Here is a 20,272-nt window from a genome sequence, read left to right as displayed (position 1 = left end):
TGTCGAACCGGGCGCTCCGCCGGCGGGCTCCACGCCCCCCACCCATAGCAGGACGCCCCGCCACGCGCGGCCCCAAGAGTCACCGCTCACCCCCACCGAGAAGGTGGAGGCTGAGGCGTTCTTCGACGCCGTCCTGGACCAGGGTGAAGCGATCCTCAGGGGTCGGGTACCGGGACACCTCGTGGAGGACCTGCTGCAGGACGCCATCCGGGGCATGCTGAACCGGTGGCGAGAACTCGACCTCGACTTCGAGCAGCGGCGTCGCTATTGGCTGGTGGCGGTCTCGAACCAGGTCAACGCCCACTACCGGCGACAGCGGAAGGATTCCATCCTCGCAGGCCTCGAGGTCCGGCGGACCGGAGCTGACCCGTTCGAAGCCGTCTACGAGAAGCAGCAGCTCCAGCAGCTCCTCGGGCTGGTGACCGAGGGACAGGCGGCTGCGTTTTGGTTGGCACTCCAGGGCCTGACCGGGCCGGAGATGGCGGAGATCCTCGGGACCACCCCGGGCAACGCACGCCAGGCCAAGCTCGCCGCGGAGCGAAGGTTTCGGCGCAATAGCGATCACGTGATGGAGATCCTCGACCAGGGCCCCCCGCGTGGGCCCGAGCGGAGCAGGTGATCGGCATGACCTATAGCCCCCAGAACTTCGAACCCGTCGACCCCGTCGAGGCCGAGGCGGCTGCGCGCGCGAGGGCAGTGCTTGCCAACCTGCCCGCGGACGAACAGGCCGCGGCGCAGGCCAGGCGGGCCCGCATCATTCAGGAGGCCTTCGACCAGTACGACGCCGACGTCGAGGCTGCGTCGACGATCCTCGACCAGGCCGACCGGTACGCAGAAGAAGCAAGGATGCTCGCCGACGCCACCCTGAAGGACGCTCAGAGCATCCGGGCTCGCGCCGAAGAGGAGTACGACAAGTCCCTGGCCGAAGCCGCCCGGATCGTGCGGACCGCCAAGGCACAGGCGAACGAGATTCGACAGCAGGCAGCGAGGAGCGGGGCTAGCTCATCGCAGCTGGCCAGCGACCCTTTGTTCGGTGAATGGAAGCCGGATGCGCGGCAGCCGGTCTTCTTGCGCACCTGGTTCGAGGTCTACCAAGAGTTCGGAGGCGTCAAGATCGGCAACCCCCCGGACCGCAGGGTCGGCCAGTCGGTCTGACGGCGTCGCGCAGTGAACCTCGATGCTTGTGAGAGGTTCAACGTGTTGCGCCCGCCGGCCAGATGACGGTGACGGGTAGACCGAGCTGGCAGGCTTCATCGACGACGTCGGCCGCGCGGTGCTGCCCTCGCTGTGGCTGATCTGCGAGCTGATCCGACGTCGACGGGCGCCCGGCGTCGAGCACGGTGCTCTGAGCGCGGCGCGGATCCGGGCGATGTAGGCGCGGCCGTCGACCAGCACGGCGCGCAGAGCGCGGGAGCCGCCAGACAAGGGTCGACCCGCCCGGGCTTGAGCACGGTGTGCGCGCCGCGGACGGGTCGACCCCGGCCAGCCTTCCCGAACGCGAGCTTGACCGCAACGAGGTCGCGGCCCTTCGGGCTGATGGAGGCGGCTCTGCGCTGCGGGGTATCACTGGTGCATGGGGAAAGCGGGGGAAGATGCGATGCCGGCGACGGTGGAGCCGATGGCCGCGACGCTCGCGGCCGCGGTGCCGGCAGACGACGACGCGTGGGGCTATGAGGTCAAGTGGGACGGCGTGCGCACCATCGCGCGGATCCGCGACGGGAGGCTGCGGCTCACCAGCCGCAGCCTGCGCGACGTCACCGGCACCTATCCGGAGATCGGCCGGCTCGTCGACGCTCTGGACGGCCGGCGGGTGATGCTCGACGGCGAGATCGTCGCGTTCGACGACCAGGGCCGGCCCAGCTTCCAGCAGCTGCAGCCGCGGATGAACGTGAAGGCGTCGTCCGTCACGCCGCGGCTGATCAGGAACACGCCGGTCTACTACATGATCTTCGACGTGCTCTATCTCGACGGTCGGTCACTGCTGCGCGTGCCGTACGAGGACCGGCGCGGCCAGCTGGAGGACCTGGTGGAAGCCGACCGGTCGTGGCAGGTGCCGGCCTATGTCCGCGGCAGCGGCTCGTTGTTCCTCGAGGCATCGGCTCAGCAGCACCTGGAGGGCATCGTGGCGAAGCGCCTGCGCAGCCGTTACGAGCCCGGGAAACGGACGCGGGACTGGCTGAAGATCAAGAACTCGCAGCGGCAGGAGTTCGTGATCGGCGGCTGGCTGGAAGGCGAGTCGGCGTTCCGCGGGTTCATCGGCGCGCTGACCGTCGGGTACTACGACGCCGATGGGGCGTTCCGGTATGCCGGGCGCGTCGGGACCGGCATGACGCTGGCCGAGCGGCGTCGCCTGCGCAGCGAGCTCGCACTGCTGGCCGTCGACAGGAGCCCTTTCGTCGGTGCGCAGCCGGACAAGCCCGGTGCCCGGTTCGTGCGCCCGGAGCTGGTGTGCGAGGTGGCGTTCGCTGAGTGGACACGGGAGGGCACTTTGCGCCACCCCTCCTACAAGGGCCTACGCGGCGACAAAACCGCGGGCGAGGTGGTGCGGGAAGAACCAGCATGAGTGTGCGATCGGGGGTCGGGAGACCGGTATTAGCGGTGGCGGCTGCCAGGCGCAATGGGCAGCGCCCTAAGAGACCGCAGCCGGTGTGACTTTTGCGTGTAGGCGGGGTGGGGTTCTGAGATCGGGCCCCTCGACTGGATCCGATGGCCGCCACGTTTGCGGCGCGCGGCAGGCGCAGGGTGACGAGGTCAACGAGAACCTGACGCTTGAGCAAGATCAGCTACTTGGATTCCCGCTTACCTCCGGGAAGCTCGAGGAGCTGTGAGAGCGCTCTTACTAGCTTCGTCGCGTACTCCTGCCGGGATGGCATGAAGACGGCCACGGTGATTACGAATGCCAGGGCGAGGTACAGGGCGGTCAGGCCTATCCAGCGCACGGGCATTGACGCGAGCCACCCGATCACGGGCGGGCGCCCCTAGCCATTTGTCAGGACACCTTCGATGTTCTGCAGTAGGGTGCAACGCATGACGGCCCCTCCTGGGTGCTGTTAGAGCGGGCCCCACCCGACCGTGCCGACCAAGCGATGGGCGTGTGGGGCCCGCGCAACCAGTGGTGGAGGCAGGTCACCGCCACCGTTTTGTGGACTGTAGGACCGACCGCCTATGCCCCGCTCTGCGAACACATGACCTCATGAGGAGTCGTGGTTTCTCGCCTCGATCGGAGGTATCGTGCGCCGATGGCGAAGTATCGAGAGATCGCTGATGCACTGCGCAAGCGCATCCTCGCCGGCGAGTTCGCGATCGGAGATCAGTTTCCTACTATCGCCGCGCTACAGGCCGCGTATGGCGTTCGGTCGATGAATACAATCCGGACCGCACAGCACGTCCTCATCACGGAAGGTCTGCTCGCTACTTACCCTGGCCGCGGAACGTTCGTTATCTCAACCACTCCGCTAGAGACAGCCCGCGCGCTCGAGGCACTGACCCGAATCCGCAACGAGTTGACCACGGTGATCACGACCTTGGGCGCCAGGCCTCATTGGCTTGCTGTAACACCTGACGAGTTCTGGGTGCTGATCACTGCGCTTGAGAACTTTATGACGACCGCGCGGACAACGGCATTTTCCTCGCAGAGAATTGGGGACGTCAATGGCGCGGAGATCAATCGCCAGCGAGCTGACATGGCGGCTGGTCTCATAACCCGCGCCGAGCGGATCAGAGATCTCCTCTGAGAGCATGAACACCGTTTGGCTCAGAGGAAAGAGTAGTGCCCGATTTCGCCGAGGGCCGCGTCCGTTCGGCCGCGACGGTGCGGGGATCCTTGTCCGGCAGCAGCCGGTGGTGGCCGACCGCCTTCCCAAGTACGTCCGCGCCGAGCGCTCGTACCCGACGGCCGAAGGGCCGTCCTAAATATCTGACGGCGGGTCTGTCGGTGGCTGGTTGTACGGTTCGAGCACGGTCGGCGAATCGGCCGGAATGGTACCGCTCTTGTTCGCACCCGCCTGGTGGGGTGCGGATGAGTACCGCTTGTATGGATAAGCGGTACTGATTCGGGTTGGGAGGGTGTGATGGGGAGTCCACCGACGAACGCGGGCCGGACGTTCGTGCCCGAGCCGTTGACCGAGGACGAGATCGGGCAGCTGGTGGCCGCGGCGTCGAACCGGTCGAGCTCGGGGATCCGGCTGCGCGCGATCATCGGCGTGCTCTACGGGTCCGGTCTGCGGATCGCCGAGACGCTGGCGCTGTACCCGCGTGACGCCGACACCCAGGGCGGCACGGTGCGGGTCCGGGTCGGCAAGGGCGGCAAGACCGCCACCGTCGGCCTGGATCCCAGCGGCGCCGCGCTGCTGGACCGGTGGCTCGACCGGCGCCGGCAGCTCGGCCTGACCGGCCGGCACCCGATCTTCGCCCAGTACAGCGCCGAGCGCGTCGGCCGGCCCCTGGACCCCCGGTATGTGCGGGCCGCGCTGGCCCGCCTCGGCGAGAAGGCCGGCATCGACAAGCGCGTCCACCCGCACGGGCTGCGGCACTCCCTCGCGTTCGGCCTGGCCCAGTCAGGCGTCCCGATGCACGTCATCCAGGGCCAGCTGCGCCACGGCTCACTGGCCACCACCGACCGCTACATCCGTCACCTGCATCCCGGCGACGTCATCGACGTCATGCGGGGCCGGACTTGGTGAGTGCTCGGCGGACGAGGGTCCAGCGGGTGACCCGACGAGGCCCAACGGCTGCGCGCCGATCAGGTGCGCCGTCGGCGATGTCGAGGTCGATCTTGATCTGCTTGAGCAGCTGCTTCTCGGCCTGCTCATAACCCGCAGATTCGTCGCCGTCGCTCTGTAGTAGATCTCCGAGCGCGTGCACGACCTTCTCGCCAAGCTCGTACGCAGCCTCGGACCCGTAGATCTTGAATCCGAAAAGCCGCGTGTAGGCGGAGTTAAGGTCCTGGCCCGACGGTGGCTCGCCCTCGCGGTAGAGGCTCCAGTCTGTCGCGGCCTCGGCGTAGCCGCGGACCGTCGTGACAAAGTCTTGATAGATGTCGGCTCGGCGGTCATAGAAGCGCCTCTGCGCCTCCCACTCCCACCGGTCTCGTTCTCGTCGCGCTTGCCACAACTGCGTGAGCACTGTGCCGGCGACTGTGCCGGCGAGTGCTATTGCGGCGCCGATGATCACTTCCATGAGCGCACCTTTCATATGGGGTGGATGCCTGCCCGCGCGTCGGGCATCACCACCGGGGGGTGATGGCGGGACCACCGGGGGGTGATGGCGGGCCCGTGAGCTGGCTCCCAACATCGCGCACGCACGGTCAAAATTCAGCCAGCCGATTGGTTGACGTTTGAACATCAACCTCACAAATCGATCGCTGCCTTTATGGACGCCCGCGGATCAGAGCGTCCATACGCGAGGTCGCCTCGACGCCGTCGTTGACGTGTAGACGTCAAGTGGTGCTGCCGTCGCCGGCGGCGAGCGCTGGGTGCCAGCTGGGCAGGTCCGCCGGTTCGCGTGGGTGCCGCCAGTGGTCGTCGAGCAGTAGCTCGCGGTGCTCGTCGCTGTCCGGGTCGTCTCCGTGCCGGGGGATCTTGGTGAACGGGCGGGTGGTGAAGTCGAGTTCGTCGATGAGGATCCGGTCGGGGTGATCGGGCTGGTCGATCATGAACCTTGCGCTGTACCAGGTGCCGGGGACCGGCGCGTACACGTGCGTGTTGAAGCGGAAGTCGTTGACGATGTCGATCGACTCGGCGTCGGCCTCGAACGCGGCGGCGTAGTCGGCCGCGGGGTTCTCGCCCCCGATGTCGTGGAGCCGGACGCGCACTGTGTGGCCGGCGCCCTCGACGTCGAGGACCAGGTGCCGCCAGCCTTCCGGGGCAGCGTCGACGGCGCACAGGCGCAGCATCTCCAGCCAGTAGATGCTGACGCCCCAGGGCCGGGTCCGGGCCGGGTGCCAGTCGGGCAGATGATCGAGGGTGCCGGTGTGGACGCGCTGGTGTTCTGAGCGCAGCATCTCCGGGTGCGCGTCGCCGTCCGGGTTGTCCGCGGACCACAGGCCGCCGAACGGCGGGTTGGCGTCGTCGAACTCGGCCGCGACGTCGCCGCCGGCGGTCAGGGTGATCGTCGCGGTGTACCAGGGCCGGCCGTGCCGGTTCAGGTGTGCCCGGCGCGCGGCGAAGACGAGCCGGCCGTCCAGCCGCGGCCCGGCCGCGCTGCTGGTGGTCCCGTCGTCCATCACCGTCGTGATGGTCGTCTCGGAGTAGTACATGGCCGAGCTCACCGTCATGGTGAGCTGCTGCCAGCCCTCCGGTGCGGAGGCGAGCAGCTGGTCACGGACGGCGTTGACGAACAGCTGCGGAGAGCGCGCCTCGAGCGCCAGCGGGTGCCAGTCCGGCAGCTGCTCGGGATCTCGCGGGTAGAGCTCGTGGTCGTCGAGCAGCAGCTCGATCGTCGCGTCCCCGTCGTCGGCAGCGTCGTCTTCGGAGTCCGGCTTGGCGGGGTCACGGACGCCGCCCATGGGCGGGTTGTCGTAGTCCAGCTCGACTCGCAGGTCCTCGTCGGCGACGTCGACGGTGAAGGTGGCGTTGTACCAGGTACCGCGACCCTCGCGGTAGCAGTCGTCGCGCAGGTCGCTGATGAGTTCCAGTGTGTCATCGGGAACGACGCCGTCGTGGGAGTCGTCGCCGTCGGCCGTGATCACCGACAGGCGAGTGCTGGTCATGCCGGACGCCCCGGTCGCCTCCACGACGATCCGCGCCCATCCCGCCGGCGCATGCTCGACCAGGTCGTCCCTGATGCGCCGGCGGACCAGCGGGGCGACCGTCACGCTGTCGCTGCGGTCCTGGCCTACAGTCGACAGCGGCGCACCGCCGGTCCGGCGCCTGCGCGGTCGCGGACTCATCGCCGGCTGCTCCCCTCCCCCGCGCTGAGTCGTGCGGGCTCCAGACGCCCCATGCTGCCCGACCGGACGATCTGAAGGCGCGAGAGTTCAGGAACGCCAGTACAGCAGTGCCTCGTAGCTGGCCGTGGCTCGCGCTAGTCGGTAGCGGGCTTCGTACGGGGCTGGGTCGCTGGTTCGGTGGTTGCGCGAGGTGTTGCAGGACGCGTGCGTGATCCGGACGTTCGCGCGGGTGTGCGGGCCACCCCGAGCGATGGGAACGATGTGGTCGAGGCTCTGCATCATCGGATGCTCGGGATCTTGCAGGTGGCGGTCGATGCGGCCCCAGCAGATGCCGCACGTCCAGTCGTCGCGGTCACCGATCTCGTCGCGGCTGAAGACCTCTCGCGGCCCGTTGGCCCGCATCTGAGCCCGCCGCCGGCGTTGGCTCCATCGTGCGCCGCTGCGGACCATGGGTGGCGGCGCCTAGTGAGCGGCTGCGCTCCCTAGCCCACGGCCGCGCCGTGGCGCAACTCCTCAGTAAGCGCCCATGCGACCTGCCGGGCGTCCTGCGCGGTGAACCGGCCGCGGGTGAAGTTGCGCAGTTCGGCTGCGGTAATGACCAACGTCCCGGACTTGACCCGGTCGGACACGACCACACGACTGTCGGCGGTGAGACACAGGGCCGGCTGGCCCTGGTGGGAGCTGCCGGTGAGGCCGGCGTCCCACAGCTCGCGGATGTGCTCTGGCGTGACGACCGGCTGCTCGGCGTTATCCATCGGTCTCCCCAAAGTGCGGCGATGTCTAGGTCATCATGACTTTGTGCCAATTATGAATCAAGCGTTTCGTCTAGCAAAACTCATGACCGATCACCAGAAAGGGCGCCAGCGGATGGCGCCCCTGGTCTGCATGGGTGAGCCGCGCTCCAGGTCGACCGGCCTCGTGTACCAGGTCGCGCTCGCGGTGCAATGATGCGGCGATGGATGCTCGGCTCCATCAGCTCGACCACAGGGTTGCGGTGGTCGCTGACGCCTGGTTGTCAGCACCGACCGATGTCGGCCTGTACACGCGATTGGTCACCGCTGTGCTCGAGCGCCGGGCGTATGTGCAGCCCGATCTCGACACGGAGCCCGAGCCGGTGGTCGCTCCAGCCACGCAACCTGATGAGGTCCTGGACGAGCTGGCCCAGCTGAACCCGCCGCGGTCCGTGGGTGAATCGCTCAGCGAGCGCGAGTAACGGCGCGTGCGCATCAGGCGCTCTCCGGGCGTTGATCATCCTGCGGCACCCAGCGTTGAAGCAGGGCGAGGCCGGCGTCTGTCAGGTCGTCGTTACGGAGATCGACGACGTAGACGTCTCTCCATAGAAAGAACCCGATGCGCTCGAGCAGAGCGCCGAGGCGCACGCTCGCGAGCTCTGCAGCGAGTCTGTCCGCATGCTGGGCGAGGAAGCGGGCGGGAGAGATCCGGCACACGGCCAGGCGGGCCGTGGGTGCGAAGCGGGCGAGCGTCGCGGCGATGAGTGGTGCGGCCAGGCCGTGCCCTCGCCATGGCGCGGCCAGCTCAAAGTGGGTGAGGATCACCATCTGCGGAGGACCCTCCACGATCTGCTGGTCCAACGCGGGCACGAGTGTCCCATCGGCGAGATCTAGGACCGTTTCGCCGATGAACTCGAGGTCCCACTCGTCCAGCTCGACGGAGTCGAGCATGTTCCGGGTGGGGTCCAGGTCGGCGACAAGCAGCGAGCAGTCGCCAACGTGGCGATATTCGACCGGGCAGCATGCCTGCGGGTCGACGTCGGCTGAGACGCGCCAATGCGCCGGGTTGTCGTCCTCGTCCATCGTCTGCCACCAGAGCATCCGGTGACTGACGGTCAGCGCGATGGACATCGGGTTGACGGGGAGATCAGCCACTGGATCACCTTCAGAGGGGAACACACTCGAAGACGCGGCCGGTCAGTGTTGGCCTGGCCAGCGGGGCGGGGTGTCGCCGCGTGCTGCTCTGATTGAGGCGCTGGCAGGCCGGCCGGGGATAAGGGCGGTGAGCTGCCAACTGTGCGGAGGGCTGGCGGTTTCATGGCCGAGTGGCAGCGCGCAGGTGTCGGGCGGGCGGCCGTTGCCTGGTGCGCGGCCTTCGGTTCCGCAGACGCGGGCGGTGGAGAGCAAGGTTTCATCGGCGTACCACAGCAGCCACCACCACCGCTGTTTGCTGTCGTCGCCCCCGGCAGTGTCGTCGAACGGGTCGACCTGGCCAAGGCCGGTGTGGGGCATGCGGTGGCCGACGGCGTATTCGCACTCGATCACGTCGCCGGAGTGGAAGCCGAATTCGAGACCGCCGAGCTGCTCGGCGTGTTCGTGGGACAGCAGGGTGTAGCTGGTACATGTGGGTAGCAGGCCGGTGGTCAGGTGCGCGACGGCATGCCCATTGGGGCCGACGTGAGCGGCGGGCACCACCTTGCACATGTGCGCACGGCCGCCGCCGAGGCCGAGGTCGTCGATCTCGATCCAGTGACGGGTAATCCGGGTGTAGCCCATCTTCCGCAGCAGCTCGTCCCAGCCGCGTGGTCCTGGGTGGGCGGCGCCTCCGTGCCGCTCATCGCGCCATTCGCCGTCCGGTGTTCGGATCTGCATGATGGGCGCGGGCCGGTGCGGCGGGAGGGCGGGGATGTAGAACGCTGCGAGGTTGAGAGTCAGCATTTCGGCTGGTCTCCGATCGTCCGGGGCGACCGCTCCTGCATAGCGGCTCGGCATTCACGGTCCCACAGAGTTCGCAAACTGACTACCCGTGCACCCGTGTGCACTCGTGTGTAGTGCTGTGTACTTGACAGTTCCCGTGTAGTTCGCCCTGCTCAGGGCTGCATAGATTCCCATCCGTGACCGCAGCAGACGACGACTTCGACCCGGACCCCGGCCGTCCCGGCTACGTGTTCGTCCGCCTGGCCGATCACCTGGCCGCACGGATCGCGGACGGCCGGCTGCGGGCCGGCGCTCGGCTGCCGAGCCTCCGGGACATGGCGGTCGAGTACGGCGTCTCGACTAACACCATCGTGCGGGCGCTCGATGTCCTGCGAGAGCGCGGCTTGGTCGTCACCTACCCGTACAAGGGGTCGTACGTCGTCGAGGCGCCGCCGCCGGCCGGCGATGACGCGTCGAACTCGTCGACGCGCTAGCACGGACCCCGGACAGAACCGCGGGCGCATCTGCCGCTGTATCGAACATGTGTTCTATCTTTGCAAGTATGGGCGGACGGTACGCGAACGAGGAGCAGCCGCCGGACGGCATCCCGCCGCCGGGTGACGCCCCGACGCCGATCCAGGTCTTCGTTCGCCTGGTCGGTGGTGAGCACGGCGAGCACTGGCGGACGGCGACGGCCCGGCGGTGGACGTCGAACCACGTCTTGGTCTCGTTCGTCGACGGCGGGTATCCGGGGTACCCGAACGCCGAGAGCCTGGCTTGGCTGCACAAGGACGACGTCGCGCGGATCGTGCCGGCCGCGGAGATGCGAGCGTGGGTCAACGGTCAGCGAGGCCACAGGACCAGGGCGACACCGAACCGTGCTCAGCGGCACGCACAACGCCGCTGAGGGGGCGTCTTCGTAGTCTGCTGCCCGTGCCCGTCGACCCGGACTTCTACGAGCTGCTCGGTGTCGAGCAGACCGCGACAGCCGCGGAGATCAGGGCGGCCTACCGGCGAGCCGTGCGCCAGGCGCACCCGGACGCCGGCGGCACAGCGGGCATGTTCCGGCTGGTCGCGGAGGCGTATGAAGTGCTCTCCGACCCGGACGAGCGGGCCGCCTATGACGCCTGGCTCGCAGACCCGTACGGCAACCGCCAGGAGCCAGCCGGCGAGCCGGACCGGGAGCCGGCCGGGACGCGCCGGCACGACCGTAGCGCCGACGACAGCGGCTCCGACCGCGGCGAACGCGAGGACGCGCCAGAGCAGAATCTCGAGGACGACCCGGCGTTTCAGGAGTACCTGCGGGAGTGGCGTCAGCAACACGAATGGGACCCGGACAACCCTCGCCGGCCCTGGACCGGGCCGCCGAAAACGAATTGGGAGAGCGATCCCGACTGGCGCCCGCCGCCGAGAACGGCGCTCGATCGGCTCACCACGGCGGCATGGGTCCTCGCCGGCGGCAGCTTGACGCTGCTGCTGATCGGCTGGCCGGAAACGCTCGCGCCGGCCGCCGTCGGCGAGGTCAGCGGGTCGGTTCGCGTGTTCACCGTGCCCGCCGTCGCGGCCTACCTGCTCCTCGGCGGCGCCTACGTCCTCGCGCACCCGATCAAGGGGTCACTGGCGGTGCACGGCCTGACGCTGCCGTTCATCGCGGTCTGGCTCGGCAACGTTTGGCCGCTCGCGGCCGGCGGCGAGCGGTGGTTCATGGCGTCGGTCGTGGCCATGTGGGCCGCGTGGACGGTGGCGTGGGCGTTCGCGTTCGAGATGGGGCACCGGCGGACCGCCGGCATGCCGATGGGCTACATCCCCTACCCCGAAGGCGGCTGGCCTGAACCGCGACGCGGCCCGATCGGGCGCGCTGTACGCCGCGTCGGCGGCGCGATCGCCCGCATCCCGACCGGCCCAGTTCGCGGCCTCCATGTCGCCCTGGGCGCCGCGCTGGCATCGTTCGCGGCCATCGCCTACGTGATGGTGCTCGACCCCGACTGGCTCATCCCGGCCGCGGCCCGGCCCGACCTGGCGGCCACGGTGTGGCACTGGCTCGTGGCCGTGGTCGTCGTCGGCCTGTACGGCGTCCTCGCCTACGGCGCCTTCCACGCGCGCGGGTTCGGCGGGGTCGAGCTGATACACCTCGCCGTCCCGCTCGGCGTGCTGGCCTGGTGGGCCGCGTACGGAGATCTCGCGACCCGCGCGGAATGGCAACGGCTGTGGGCGCTGGCCGGCGTGTGGGTGATCTACCGGATCAGCCTCGGCGCCGCGTGGCACCTGGCCGACAAACACTGAGCCCCAACAGCGCGCTTCGTTGACCCGCCGCGCCCACCTGGTGAGGCTAGCTGTGGTCGCTTCCGCAGCCTGCATGGCGGACCGGCCTTTGGGGTGCGGACGTCGAGCGTCCGCAACGTCGGCCCCGCCCCAGTGTCCGGGGAAAGATCACAGGGCGGGGCTGGCTCAGGTTGGAGTTGCGCCCGCGTCTCACGGGGCCGCCTCAGCGAAGTCCAACTTGCCCGTGCCCCATCGTGCCCAGCGCTCGCCGCGGGCGTCGGTGAACAGGACAATCGGCGTTGGAGGCGGGTCCCACGCCGCTGCTTCAGGTGGCACTTGCTCGGCGGCGGTGAGCTTACGTTGTTGGCCCGGCTGCAGGACGTCGTGCGTGCCCAGTGCCACAACGGTCTCGTCGTGGAAGTGGAGTTTCCAGTGATGTCGAAGACCGGGAGACTTGAGCTGTTGTACACAGCAACGAGGCCAGGCTTCCAGCCTTCGCGGCTATTGAGCCAGGTGGTGATCTGGACCGCCTGGCCGGTGAGCTGGTCCCACCGGGCGCGTTCGACCTCTCGCTCGGCACCCCTGCGACGGGCGGCTTCGGAGGCGCGGGCCCGGGCCTCGGCGCGGTTGCGAGCCCTCGCCTCGTAAATGGCGACGCCGGCTGTGACCGCTACCGCGCCAAGCGTGCCGACTGCAGTGACGATCTCCCACACGTTGGTGTCCTGCGTCACGGTCACGGTGATGGGCTGCGCGATCACAGCCCGACCGATCGCCGCAGCTCGTCCTCGGTCGTGCCGCGCAGCTGCTCGGCCTTGCCCAGCAGCAGGTCGACGGCGACCCGGATCAGCGTGTTGTCGGTGATCCGCTCCCCCGGCGCGCCGGTCGGCCGCGCCCGCCGAGCGGCGCGCGCCAGCTGCCGCGCGAGCCGGTTGAGCTCGGCGACCTGGTCCTCCCGCAGCCGGGCCTCCTTGCGTTCCAGCTCGTCGAACCGCAGCCGCTCTCCCGCGGGCTCTGGGGCGGGCCGCGCTGGGCGCTGTGCGGCGCGCTGGGGTCGGTTCGGCGCCTTCCGTGGCTCGGGCGCCGGCGGCGACAATTCCGGGGCCGCTGTGGGCCGCTCCGTGACCTCCGGGGCCGTCGCTCCGGCCAGGGTCGAGACGGTGCGCCGGCTGCCCAGCGGTGTCGGCCGCGTCCTCGGCTGCTCCCCCGCGGGTGTCATCGCGCCGGAACCTCGGCCTCGTCGTCGAGCAGCCCGACCTCGGCGAGCAGCGCCGGGTACTCCCCCGCGTGCGGTGGCGTGTGCCCGTAAGCGTCGCTGTAGAGGACGAGGTCGCGGATGTCGGTGGCGGCGAGGGTGTGTCCGTCGGCGACCAGCTGGTCGCGCCACGACGCCGGCTGCCCGGTGCGGTGGTCCGCGCGGACCATGACCATGACAGCGGAAACGCCGCGGCTGTTCCGGTCGGCTCCCCTGGTGGCGCTGGCGAGGGTGGCGGCGAGGCGGCGCGTGTCGGCGGCCGCCGGCGCGGTCGGGATCAGCAGCAGATCGGCGGCTGAGACGGCTTCCTCGAGGTACGTGGCGGAGCCGCCGCCGGCGTCGACGATGACGACGTCCCACTCAGTGCGGGCGCGGTCGATGTGGGCGGCGATGTCCTCGAACGGGTATCGCTCGACGGTGAACGGCAGCGGTTCGCCGGCGGCCGCGGCGAGCTGCGACCAGTCGTAGGCGGACTGGCTGGTCTGGTCGCCGTCGAGCAGGAGCACGCGGCGGCCGCGCTGGGCGTAGGTCAACCCGGTGAACATGGCGGTAGTGGTCTTGCCGGAGCCTCCCTTCAGCATGCCGACGACGATGACGATGCCGGTGGCCATGGCGCCTCCAGAGTTCCAAGGTTCGGGTGTCCGTTTCGCACAGACTGCCAGGGTGCCGAGGTTCGGAGGTCTGCGACACCCGGACTTCCGGGGTTCGGGATGCCGGGTGTTCGGTAGTTTCGGAGTCTGTAAGTTCGGTAGTGCCGAACTTCGGTAGTACGGTTGTTTGGAACTTCGATGGTTCGGTTCTCCGGTTGTTCGGAACTACCAGAGTTCCGTGGTCCGGTGGTTCGGAGTGCCGAGATTCAACCGTTGAATGAGTACGGGCGGGCGCGTCTGGCGTACCGGTCCGTGGGGGCGACGACGCCGCCGCTCAAGCACTGGTCCAGGACGGCAATGGCGCCAGGTGGGCGGCCCCGGGCCAGCTCGCGCAGGGTCGCCGACGGCGCGCGGTACGTCGTTCACGGTCGAACGGCGCCCCGCTGATACCCATAGACGCCCATTGATACCCGTTGAGGGCTGGATTTTGTCCCACCCGACGTCGTAACCTGTTAAGTGCCAAGGGCAGTAGCCCGAGGAAGTGGACCCCGCGGCCAGCCGGAATGACTGGTAGGCGGGGTCTCGCGCTATCCGGCCTCGATCACCGTCACGTGATCGGCGACCCGCTGCCGCCAGGCCCCGCCGGCAGCCCAGCACCAGGCGATCGCGTCAGGCGCCCACAGCAGCGGCTCCTGGCGTGGCATGTCGTGCTGGTAGGTCATCTCGGTGCCGGCCTTCCGGGTGGCCTCGAACAGCACTCGCTTGTCCAGGCGTTCGGTCGACGTGTCCCGCTCGAGGACCAGCCGGTCGACGCCGACGGCGACGAGGTCAGGAACCATGGCCGTGAGGCAGTTCTCGCGGGCGCTGTGTCGGGTCCGGCAGACGTAGATCCTGGCCTCGACGCTGATGTCGAGTGCCACGGTGACGATCTGCTCTTTCCGGGGACCCTTTTCGTCCTTGAAGTGGATCCGCGGCTGCTTGGGGAGCAGGAGGCCGCGCATGGCCCGCCGGGCGGCCGCGACCTCTGCGGCCGTGATCACTGCTGCGGCGACGATGTAGTCACGCCTCTTGGATTCGTCGACGTAGGCGTGCAACGCCATGCGCGCACCCCCTTTCCGGGTTGTCCGTTCTGTGCTGCCGTCCAGTGTGCCCGCCAGCGCCGACTGCGCTGCGGACGCAAGCGGTGTCGCGCGGGACGTTGAACGGCACCGGTCAGCACGTGCTCGCCATCGTTCACGCGTCGACGGCGAGTGGGTGGCAGGCTGGGCACCGTTGCATCCGGGCGTCGTCCAGCTCGACCAGGCGGGTCCGCTCGTCGCAGCAGCCGCACCATGCGGGCCGATGCGGGGGAGCGTCGTACGTTGAGGGGTCGATGTGCCGCAGCAGCCAGGCCAGGTACCCGTTTCCGGCTGAGCTGGGGGACCGCCAGCCCAACGCCCGCATGACGGCGTCGCCAGCAGCGAGCAGCGCCGATGCGGTCCACCCGGCGGCCTCGAATGGCGCGAAATGCGCCGCGACCCGCCGCGGCTGTAGGCGGTGCTGGTACGGGAGCCGGTCAGCAACGGCACGCGCCAGCTCCTCGCCCGGTGCCAACGCCCGCTCGTAGCTGCTGTGGCCGCCGGAGGCGGCCGCCTTGCGCCGCGTGCGGCGCACAAGGTCCACGTGTTTACCAGGAGGTTTACCGTTTGAGTGCCCCTGACCGGGTTGGGTTGCGGAACTCACAGCGGGAGAAGTCGTCGACGACGAACGGTGGAGCATCCGGAACGTAGTGGACTTGCCGACGCCGTTGGGCCCGAAGCCGTGCCGCGCGTGCGTGACTGAACTTGTGGATCTCCTTGGTGAGGGCGGCGACAACGCCGCCAGGATCGGCCGCAGAGTCGCAGGAACGGTGAACGCACGCTCTCCGGTGACGCCGCGCTGGCGCGAGCCGAGGGCGTGCACGTCCAGCCGTTCGTCCAGGCGCAGGAGCCGGCCGCCGACGACGTCGCGGTACAGGCCGAGGTCGCGGGCGATGCGCCGGCACCGCTGCACCAGCGCCGTCGAGTACCCGAGCTCGGCGGCGATCCGGTCGACGGACTCGCGCTGCCCGCGCCCAGTGGCGGAGTCAGCGCCGTCGGCCTCACGGCGCAGCCACCGCATGAACGTGTCGGGTGTGGTGGCGTCCTTAGGGGTGCGGCGCAGCTGGGCGCGCCAGGGGCCGCGGACGGCGATGTCGACCGCGGCGACGAACAGGCGTCGGGACGGCCACGCGACGGTGTCCTGGTACGCGCCGGGTGGGACGACGATCGACGCGCAGCCGCGGACGTGGTCGACGGCGACACGAGTGGCACGGCTGATGCAGACATAGGCGCACTGCAGCGCTACCATGAGAAACAGCTCCAATTGAGGGCGCACAAAGGCCCCAGTTGAAGAGGTGGTTGTTGGTGCCGCACCTGCCAGTGCGGTACTCGGTCGGAGCGGGGGGCAACCCGCAGCGGCCGCGACGCTTGGCGGCCCCGGGATTCCCGGGGCCTCAGTCGTTTATGCGGTCTTCAACGGCAGCTCCTGCTGGTCGGCGACGTCACGCCACCACGCGGGCCGGCTATCGGCGTCCGTCTCGGCGCGCCGAACGAGCTCTTCGATCAGGCGTACCTTAGAGACGCCCGCCGCGGCCGCCATCTTGTCGACCTTCTCCTTGACGTCGGGGTCGACCAGAACGAACAGGCCCACGGCGCCGGCGGCGGTGCCGCGGTCCTTGCGTGGTGTGCGAGCCATGCCCCGAACGCTAGTCATATGAATATGGCTATCCACCGAAGCCGACCGGCGTGTCGTGATCTTTCCAATCAGGTCTAGGGCCAACGGTCGTGAGCTCTCAGCTCAAGAAATCTCCACGCTTCGATTTCACCTCGACTGGACCAGAACGCGCTGACCTTGTCAGACCCCGGTGAGACGCTGGGATGATGACCACCATGAGCGCTGATGAAGCACGCGCCTTGGACTTCATGGAGGGCGAGCTGGCCCGGCCCGCGCAGCAGCTCGCCGACGTCGTCCGCGCGGCCGCGGTTGAGCGAGCGCATCGCCGCGGCGGCGATCGCATGCGAGGCATCCTTGCCGCTGGTCAGTGGCTCGGCCAGATCCGCGACACGACCCCGATCACCCGCGAGTCCTACTACCCGCTGCGCAGCATCATCGACGGCGAGGCCTCGGTCGCCCGCCGTGTCGCCGCCGGGCAGGACGAGTGGCTGGACCCCCGCGCCACCGACGTCACGTCGGGGTACGCGCAGGGCGTCGCCGACATGCTGAATTTCGCGCTCGACCCGGCCGCGCCGGCACCGATCGAGCTGCCCAGCGCGACCGCCTGACTACACAGGAACGGCCCCGGCGCCCATCGGGCACCGGGGCCGTTGTGTTTCCCCACGGGGAACTTCAGCGTTCCCACACCGGCGCAGCGTTCAGCTCTGCCGCCTCGAGTTCGGCTCTGGCTCGTTCGCGGTAGTAGTGCTCGCGGCTGGACTCCAGCGCTTCCTGCTGCCGCGAGATCTCGCTGTCGCGGTAGGCGGCATCCGCGGATCGCAGGTCTGCGAGGCGGTCGAGCGCGGACGCCGCGGCCACGCCGTGGGCGGCGACTTCGGCGGGGGAGGGGACTCCTGCCGGCATGGCCAGCCCTTGATCTGCGGATGACGTGGTGACGGCGGCGGCCTCCCGGTCGACCGACCGCGCGGCTTCGTCATGGTCGGCGGCGGTCAGCTCGGCGTCTGTGACGTCGAGCTCGGTGACAGCACGGTAGGTGTCGTCCTCGGCCTCCGCGGCTCGCTGCGCCGCCAGCCACTCTTCCGGCGTAGTCCGGTCGGGCTCGTCCCCGATCGGAACGTCACGCTCGGCTAGTTCGGCCTCGGCCCGTTCCGCGAGCTCGCGCATGACGGCGGTGTCGGTGATCCATGCCGCCCGGGCATCGGCCACGGTCGACAGGCCGGTCTCGACGTCAACCAGGACGTCGGCGAGCGCCCGCTCGTGCTCCGCGTCGCTGCGCAGCTGGGCCGCCTCCACAGGATCGGCGGCCACGTCAGCGCGGGCGTCGAGCACGGCTGCCTGCTGACGGCGGTGCTGTGCTTGCTGGCCGGTCTCGCGCATTTCGCCGTACACGTCGGCCGGTGCCCACTCCTGGGCTCGCTGCCAGGCGCGTACCCGGTTGCGCAGCGCACCGTCGGTGAGGCCGTGCTCCTCGGTCGTCGTGTCAGGCCGGCCGAGAGCCGTCCAGGCTTCGTGCCAGGCGGCGCGCCGTTCGGTCGAGGACAGCCCGGCCGCGGGGCCGATCGCCTCGCGTTCGTCGTCCCATCCGGTGGCCTCCCGGTAGGCGGCGACGGTGCCGGCGCGGTGCTCCCACTCGACGCGCTCGGCCGCGTCGTCGGGGACTTGGCCGAGCGCGTCGACGGCCCACGCGGGGGCATCCTCGGCGGCTTCGGTGCCGAGCTGACGGCGGCGATCCGCGGCTGCCTCGTCGAGCGCGGTGAGGTAGTTGCGCCACTCGTCGGAGACGCCGGCGGGCACCTGGTCGACGTCCGTGCCGGTGTCCGGGGTCAGCTGGCCCGGCAGTGCCCGACTGATGCGGTGGTGCAGCACCTGTGCGGGGGAGCGGGCGCCGGTGAGATCCCGCTCGGTGACCGCCGTGCGCAGGACGGCGTCGGGGGAGTGGCCGGCCTGCTCGGCGGCACGTAGGAGCCGGGCCAGCTGCTCACTGGCCTGGTCGGCCGCGAGCGCGGCTCTGGTGTCCTCGGTAATCAGCCCGTCGGCCGTCAGCTGGTCCAGCTGCGATTCGAGGCGTTGCCTGGTGACCAGGCGCACGCCGTCCTCACGGCGGGCTAGCAGGGTGTGCATGCTGCTCGCCTGCCGGGCGTCCTCGGCCGCCTGGACGAGTGCGGCGGCTTCGCCGTTGTCGGTCACGCCGCGCTCGACGACGTCGCTGAGGACGGCCACGGGATCATGCCGTTCCCGCGCCTGTGTCTCGCTGGCCGGCTCTGGCAGCGTCACGACGTAGGCGGTGTTGGTCTCGCTGCCGCGGGACAGCCCGACGTACAGGCCCTCGGCGCTGGTCTGCTGGGACACGACCAGGTGCGCGGTGTCGACGGTGACGCCCTGGGCGGCGTGCGCCGTGGCGGCGTAGCCGAGCACGACGTCGTTGGTGACGTAGTCGGGGGTGAGGGTGTGCCGGCTGGTCGGGTCGTCCTCGCCGGTGACCTCCAGGCCGCCGTCCTCGAGGACGGCGACCACCCGGTACCGGCGCCGGTTGACGACCCCGGCGGACCAGTCGTTGCGGCGGGCCTGGATCAGGTCGCCGACGGCGGCGGTGTTGCCGTCGCGCTCGAGGAGCACGCCGTGCTCCTGGACGTGGCCCAGCTCGACCAGCTTGTCCCGCACGATGCCGGCGACCTTGGCCGCCTGCGTGGTGGTGGCGGTCACGATCAGCGACGAGCGGCCGTCGAGGGTGTCACCGAGATAGGCCTCGGCGGCCCGGTGGCCGGCCTGCTCGATGGTGCCGGCGTCGATGACGCGGCCGCGGCGGTCGTACTCCATGACCGCGGCCTGGTCGCCGTCGCGCAACGCCAGCGACGCGTCAACCTCCCACTCGTGGGTGAATCGGCGGACGTCGGCCAGCGTGTAGACGTCGGCGCCGTGATCGGTGGCCACGAGGTCCATGCCGCCGCCGGCGCCGATGGCCGCCAGCTGGCGCGGGTCGCCGGTGAGGATGAGCCGTGCGCCGGCGGCGTCGACGCGGGCCCGGATGCGCTCGATGGCCGCGGTGTCGACCATCGACGACTCGTCGACCACGACGACGTCGCGGCGGCCGAGCTTCCACTGCTCGTCGTCGCCGCCGGCCTCGCCGTCGTCGAGCCGGGCCTGCAGGGCCTCCCAGCGGGTGGTGTTCATCGCCGCCACGCCGTCCTCGATCAGGACCTCGGTGGCCAGCTGGGAGGTCGCCAGCCCGAACACCCGCCCGGCGCCCCCGGTCAGCTCCGACCAGGCTTCGGTGAACCGGCCGAGCGTGTGACTCTTCCCGGTGCCGGCCGGACCGACCAGGACCGAGACGGCGGCGCCGGACGTGAGCAGCCCACGCACCGCGGCGGCCTGGTCCTGCCCGAGGCCCTGCCCGCGCACGCCGAGCCAACCGGCGACGGCGGACACGGGCAGCGCGTGCCGGCCCCGGTTGACGGCGGCCCGGCGCAGCGCCTGCTCGGCCACGACGTGGCCGCGGGTGGCGTAGCGGACCGCTCCGGGCGCGGCGTAGGCGGACTCGCCGTTGGCCAGGCGCAGCTCGTCGGGCACCTGCCCGTCGACGGGCTGCCCGCCGGTGACGGGCACCAGGTCCGCGATCGCCTGGTCGGCCAGCCCGGTCACCAGGTCGTGCACGTCGCTGGCGGACATGCCGCCCAGCTCCGGCAGCCGCAGCGTGATCTGCCGCTCCAGCTCGGACCGGGAGAACGCCGCCCGCTTGGACTGGCAGGCGTCGACGGCCTCGGCGATGACGCCGGCGGGGGAAAACGTCGCGGCCGCGGGCCGGGCCGGCTGCTGCGCCTGGTCGCGGACCTGCTCGGCCACGGCGACCAGCCCGCCGGCGACCTCGGCCCGCAGCTCGGCGTCCCACCGGTCCAGCCGG

General features: G+C 70.0%; 22 protein-coding genes. 10 read left to right on the top strand and 12 right to left on the bottom strand.

From position 1 onward, the window contains the following. Window positions 1-181: 181 nt before the first annotated feature. The 5 genes from E1262_RS27210 (at window position 182) to E1262_RS27190 (ending at window position 4,682) form a co-directional block, all read left to right on the top strand. Window positions 182-619 carry a sigma factor-like helix-turn-helix DNA-binding protein gene (locus tag E1262_RS27210; protein WP_132107491.1) on the top strand — a complete coding sequence of 146 codons (438 nt, stop codon included), beginning with the start codon at window positions 182-184 and terminating at the stop codon, window positions 617-619. 5 nt (window positions 620-624) lie between these two features. Continuing rightward, a complete protein-coding gene (locus tag E1262_RS27205; protein ID WP_132107490.1) occupies window positions 625-1,155 on the top strand; it encodes an ATP synthase subunit B family protein in 531 nt (176 codons plus the stop codon). Between the two features lie 442 nt (window positions 1,156-1,597). Further along, window positions 1,598-2,563: a non-homologous end-joining DNA ligase gene (gene ligD / locus E1262_RS27200; RefSeq protein WP_203454536.1), complete on the top strand. Its 966-nt coding sequence runs from the start codon at window positions 1,598-1,600 to the stop codon at window positions 2,561-2,563. Between the two features lie 676 nt (window positions 2,564-3,239). After that, the gene (locus E1262_RS27195; protein WP_132107489.1) at window positions 3,240-3,734 is read left to right on the top strand and encodes a GntR family transcriptional regulator; all 495 of its coding nucleotides are present in this window, start codon (window positions 3,240-3,242) and stop codon (window positions 3,732-3,734) included. 336 nt (window positions 3,735-4,070) lie between these two features. Then, the gene (locus E1262_RS27190; protein WP_132107488.1) at window positions 4,071-4,682 is read left to right on the top strand and encodes a tyrosine-type recombinase/integrase; all 612 of its coding nucleotides are present in this window, start codon (window positions 4,071-4,073) and stop codon (window positions 4,680-4,682) included. Here the strand turns inward: E1262_RS27190 and E1262_RS27185 are convergent. From E1262_RS27185 to E1262_RS27170, 4 genes are all read right to left on the bottom strand, one after another. Continuing rightward, complete coding sequence (locus E1262_RS27185) at window positions 4,660-5,178, bottom strand: hypothetical protein (RefSeq protein ID WP_132107487.1); 519 nt, start codon at window positions 5,176-5,178, stop codon at window positions 4,660-4,662. The two genes, E1262_RS27190 and E1262_RS27185, sit on opposite strands and share 23 nt — an antisense overlap. Window positions 5,179-5,437: 259 nt before the next feature. Then, on the bottom strand, window positions 5,438-6,889 hold the full coding sequence (locus E1262_RS27180) for an antitoxin YezG family protein (RefSeq protein WP_132107486.1): 1,452 nt from the start codon (window positions 6,887-6,889) through the stop codon (window positions 5,438-5,440). An 87-nt stretch (window positions 6,890-6,976) separates the two neighbouring features. Next, entirely contained in the window at window positions 6,977-7,291 is a 315-nt protein-coding gene (locus E1262_RS27175; protein ID WP_162606109.1) for an HNH endonuclease, read from the bottom strand. Between the two features lie 80 nt (window positions 7,292-7,371). Then, complete coding sequence (locus tag E1262_RS27170; RefSeq protein ID WP_132107484.1) at window positions 7,372-7,644, bottom strand: hypothetical protein; 273 nt, start codon at window positions 7,642-7,644, stop codon at window positions 7,372-7,374. 239 nt (window positions 7,645-7,883) lie between these two features. On the opposite strand from E1262_RS27170, the gene E1262_RS27165 reads away from it, so the two are divergent. After that, on the top strand, window positions 7,884-8,102 hold the full coding sequence (locus tag E1262_RS27165; RefSeq protein ID WP_132107483.1) for a hypothetical protein: 219 nt from the start codon (window positions 7,884-7,886) through the stop codon (window positions 8,100-8,102). Window positions 8,103-8,115: 13 nt separating this feature from the next. Here E1262_RS27165 and E1262_RS27160 read toward each other — a convergent pair whose 3' ends face one another. Both E1262_RS27160 and E1262_RS27155 read right to left on the bottom strand, forming a co-directional pair. After that, window positions 8,116-8,775 (bottom strand): hypothetical protein, encoded by a 660-nt coding sequence (locus tag E1262_RS27160; protein WP_132107482.1) that lies wholly within the window; start codon window positions 8,773-8,775, stop codon window positions 8,116-8,118. A 42-nt stretch (window positions 8,776-8,817) separates the two neighbouring features. After that, entirely contained in the window at window positions 8,818-9,558 is a 741-nt protein-coding gene (locus tag E1262_RS27155; protein ID WP_132107481.1) for a hypothetical protein, read from the bottom strand. 176 nt (window positions 9,559-9,734) lie between these two features. On the opposite strand from E1262_RS27155, the gene E1262_RS27150 reads away from it, so the two are divergent. From E1262_RS27150 to E1262_RS31105, 3 genes are all read left to right on the top strand, one after another. After that, complete coding sequence (locus E1262_RS27150) at window positions 9,735-10,031, top strand: GntR family transcriptional regulator (RefSeq protein WP_132107480.1); 297 nt, start codon at window positions 9,735-9,737, stop codon at window positions 10,029-10,031. A gap of 68 nt (window positions 10,032-10,099) precedes the next feature. Further along, window positions 10,100-10,444 carry a hypothetical protein gene (locus E1262_RS27145; RefSeq protein ID WP_132107479.1) on the top strand — a complete coding sequence of 115 codons (345 nt, stop codon included), beginning with the start codon at window positions 10,100-10,102 and terminating at the stop codon, window positions 10,442-10,444. Between the two features lie 26 nt (window positions 10,445-10,470). Next, window positions 10,471-11,820: a J domain-containing protein gene (locus tag E1262_RS31105; RefSeq protein ID WP_203454528.1), complete on the top strand. Its 1,350-nt coding sequence runs from the start codon at window positions 10,471-10,473 to the stop codon at window positions 11,818-11,820. Between the two features lie 733 nt (window positions 11,821-12,553). Here the strand turns inward: E1262_RS31105 and E1262_RS31100 are convergent. The 5 genes from E1262_RS31100 to E1262_RS27115 form a co-directional block, all read right to left on the bottom strand. After that, window positions 12,554-13,015 (bottom strand): hypothetical protein, encoded by a 462-nt coding sequence (locus E1262_RS31100; RefSeq protein WP_203454526.1) that lies wholly within the window; start codon window positions 13,013-13,015, stop codon window positions 12,554-12,556. Continuing rightward, window positions 13,012-13,662, bottom strand: coding sequence for a ParA family protein (locus E1262_RS27130; RefSeq protein ID WP_132107478.1), 651 nt, complete (start codon window positions 13,660-13,662; stop codon window positions 13,012-13,014). The genes E1262_RS31100 and E1262_RS27130 overlap by 4 nt, the downstream gene beginning before the upstream one ends. Before the next feature lie 566 nt (window positions 13,663-14,228). After that, on the bottom strand, window positions 14,229-14,741 hold the full coding sequence (locus E1262_RS27125; protein ID WP_132107477.1) for a hypothetical protein: 513 nt from the start codon (window positions 14,739-14,741) through the stop codon (window positions 14,229-14,231). Between the two features lie 133 nt (window positions 14,742-14,874). Beyond that, entirely contained in the window at window positions 14,875-16,008 is a 1,134-nt protein-coding gene (locus tag E1262_RS27120) for a P-loop NTPase family protein (protein WP_132107476.1), read from the bottom strand. 153 nt (window positions 16,009-16,161) lie between these two features. Further along, on the bottom strand, window positions 16,162-16,395 hold the full coding sequence (locus tag E1262_RS27115) for a ribbon-helix-helix protein, CopG family (protein WP_162606108.1): 234 nt from the start codon (window positions 16,393-16,395) through the stop codon (window positions 16,162-16,164). A gap of 194 nt (window positions 16,396-16,589) precedes the next feature. On the opposite strand from E1262_RS27115, the gene E1262_RS27110 reads away from it, so the two are divergent. After that, entirely contained in the window at window positions 16,590-16,982 is a 393-nt protein-coding gene (locus E1262_RS27110) for a hypothetical protein (protein ID WP_132107474.1), read from the top strand. A gap of 64 nt (window positions 16,983-17,046) precedes the next feature. Here the strand turns inward: E1262_RS27110 and E1262_RS30615 are convergent. Beyond that, on the bottom strand, window positions 17,047-20,272 hold a 3,226-nt coding region (locus E1262_RS30615), incomplete at its 5' end, for an AAA family ATPase (RefSeq protein ID WP_162606107.1).

The sequence above is a fragment of the Jiangella aurantiaca genome (genome assembly GCF_004349105.1).
GTDB classification, from domain to species: Bacteria; Actinomycetota; Actinomycetes; order Jiangellales; family Jiangellaceae; genus Jiangella; species Jiangella aurantiaca.
This window is presented reverse-complemented; position numbering and strand designations above follow the sequence as displayed.

Excerpts from the sequence above, each read along its gene's own strand:
- E1262_RS27120 (WP_132107476.1), bottom strand. The coding sequence starts at position 16,008 with ATGGTAGCGCTGCAGTGCGCCTATGTCTGCATCAGCCGTGCCACTCGT.
- E1262_RS27130 (WP_132107478.1), bottom strand. The coding sequence starts at position 13,662 with ATGGCCACCGGCATCGTCATCGTCGTCGGCATGCTGAAGGGAGGCTCC.
- E1262_RS27155 (WP_132107481.1), bottom strand. The coding sequence starts at position 9,558 with ATGCTGACTCTCAACCTCGCAGCGTTCTACATCCCCGCCCTCCCGCCG.
- E1262_RS31100 (WP_203454526.1), bottom strand. The coding sequence starts at position 13,015 with ATGACACCCGCGGGGGAGCAGCCGAGGACGCGGCCGACACCGCTGGGC.
- E1262_RS27125 (WP_132107477.1), bottom strand. The coding sequence starts at position 14,741 with ATGGCGTTGCACGCCTACGTCGACGAATCCAAGAGGCGTGACTACATC.
- E1262_RS27195 (WP_132107489.1), top strand. The coding sequence starts at position 3,240 with ATGGCGAAGTATCGAGAGATCGCTGATGCACTGCGCAAGCGCATCCTC.
- E1262_RS27115 (WP_162606108.1), bottom strand. The coding sequence starts at position 16,395 with ATGGCTCGCACACCACGCAAGGACCGCGGCACCGCCGCCGGCGCCGTG.
- E1262_RS27170 (WP_132107484.1), bottom strand. The coding sequence starts at position 7,644 with ATGGATAACGCCGAGCAGCCGGTCGTCACGCCAGAGCACATCCGCGAG.
- E1262_RS27110 (WP_132107474.1), top strand. The coding sequence starts at position 16,590 with ATGAGCGCTGATGAAGCACGCGCCTTGGACTTCATGGAGGGCGAGCTG.
- E1262_RS27145 (WP_132107479.1), top strand. The coding sequence starts at position 10,100 with ATGGGCGGACGGTACGCGAACGAGGAGCAGCCGCCGGACGGCATCCCG.
- E1262_RS27185 (WP_132107487.1), bottom strand. The coding sequence starts at position 5,178 with ATGGAAGTGATCATCGGCGCCGCAATAGCACTCGCCGGCACAGTCGCC.
- E1262_RS27205 (WP_132107490.1), top strand. The coding sequence starts at position 625 with ATGACCTATAGCCCCCAGAACTTCGAACCCGTCGACCCCGTCGAGGCC.
- E1262_RS27175 (WP_162606109.1), bottom strand. The coding sequence starts at position 7,291 with ATGCGGGCCAACGGGCCGCGAGAGGTCTTCAGCCGCGACGAGATCGGT.
- E1262_RS27190 (WP_132107488.1), top strand. The coding sequence starts at position 4,071 with ATGGGGAGTCCACCGACGAACGCGGGCCGGACGTTCGTGCCCGAGCCG.
- E1262_RS27180 (WP_132107486.1), bottom strand. The coding sequence starts at position 6,889 with ATGAGTCCGCGACCGCGCAGGCGCCGGACCGGCGGTGCGCCGCTGTCG.
- ligD (WP_203454536.1), top strand. The coding sequence starts at position 1,598 with ATGCCGGCGACGGTGGAGCCGATGGCCGCGACGCTCGCGGCCGCGGTG.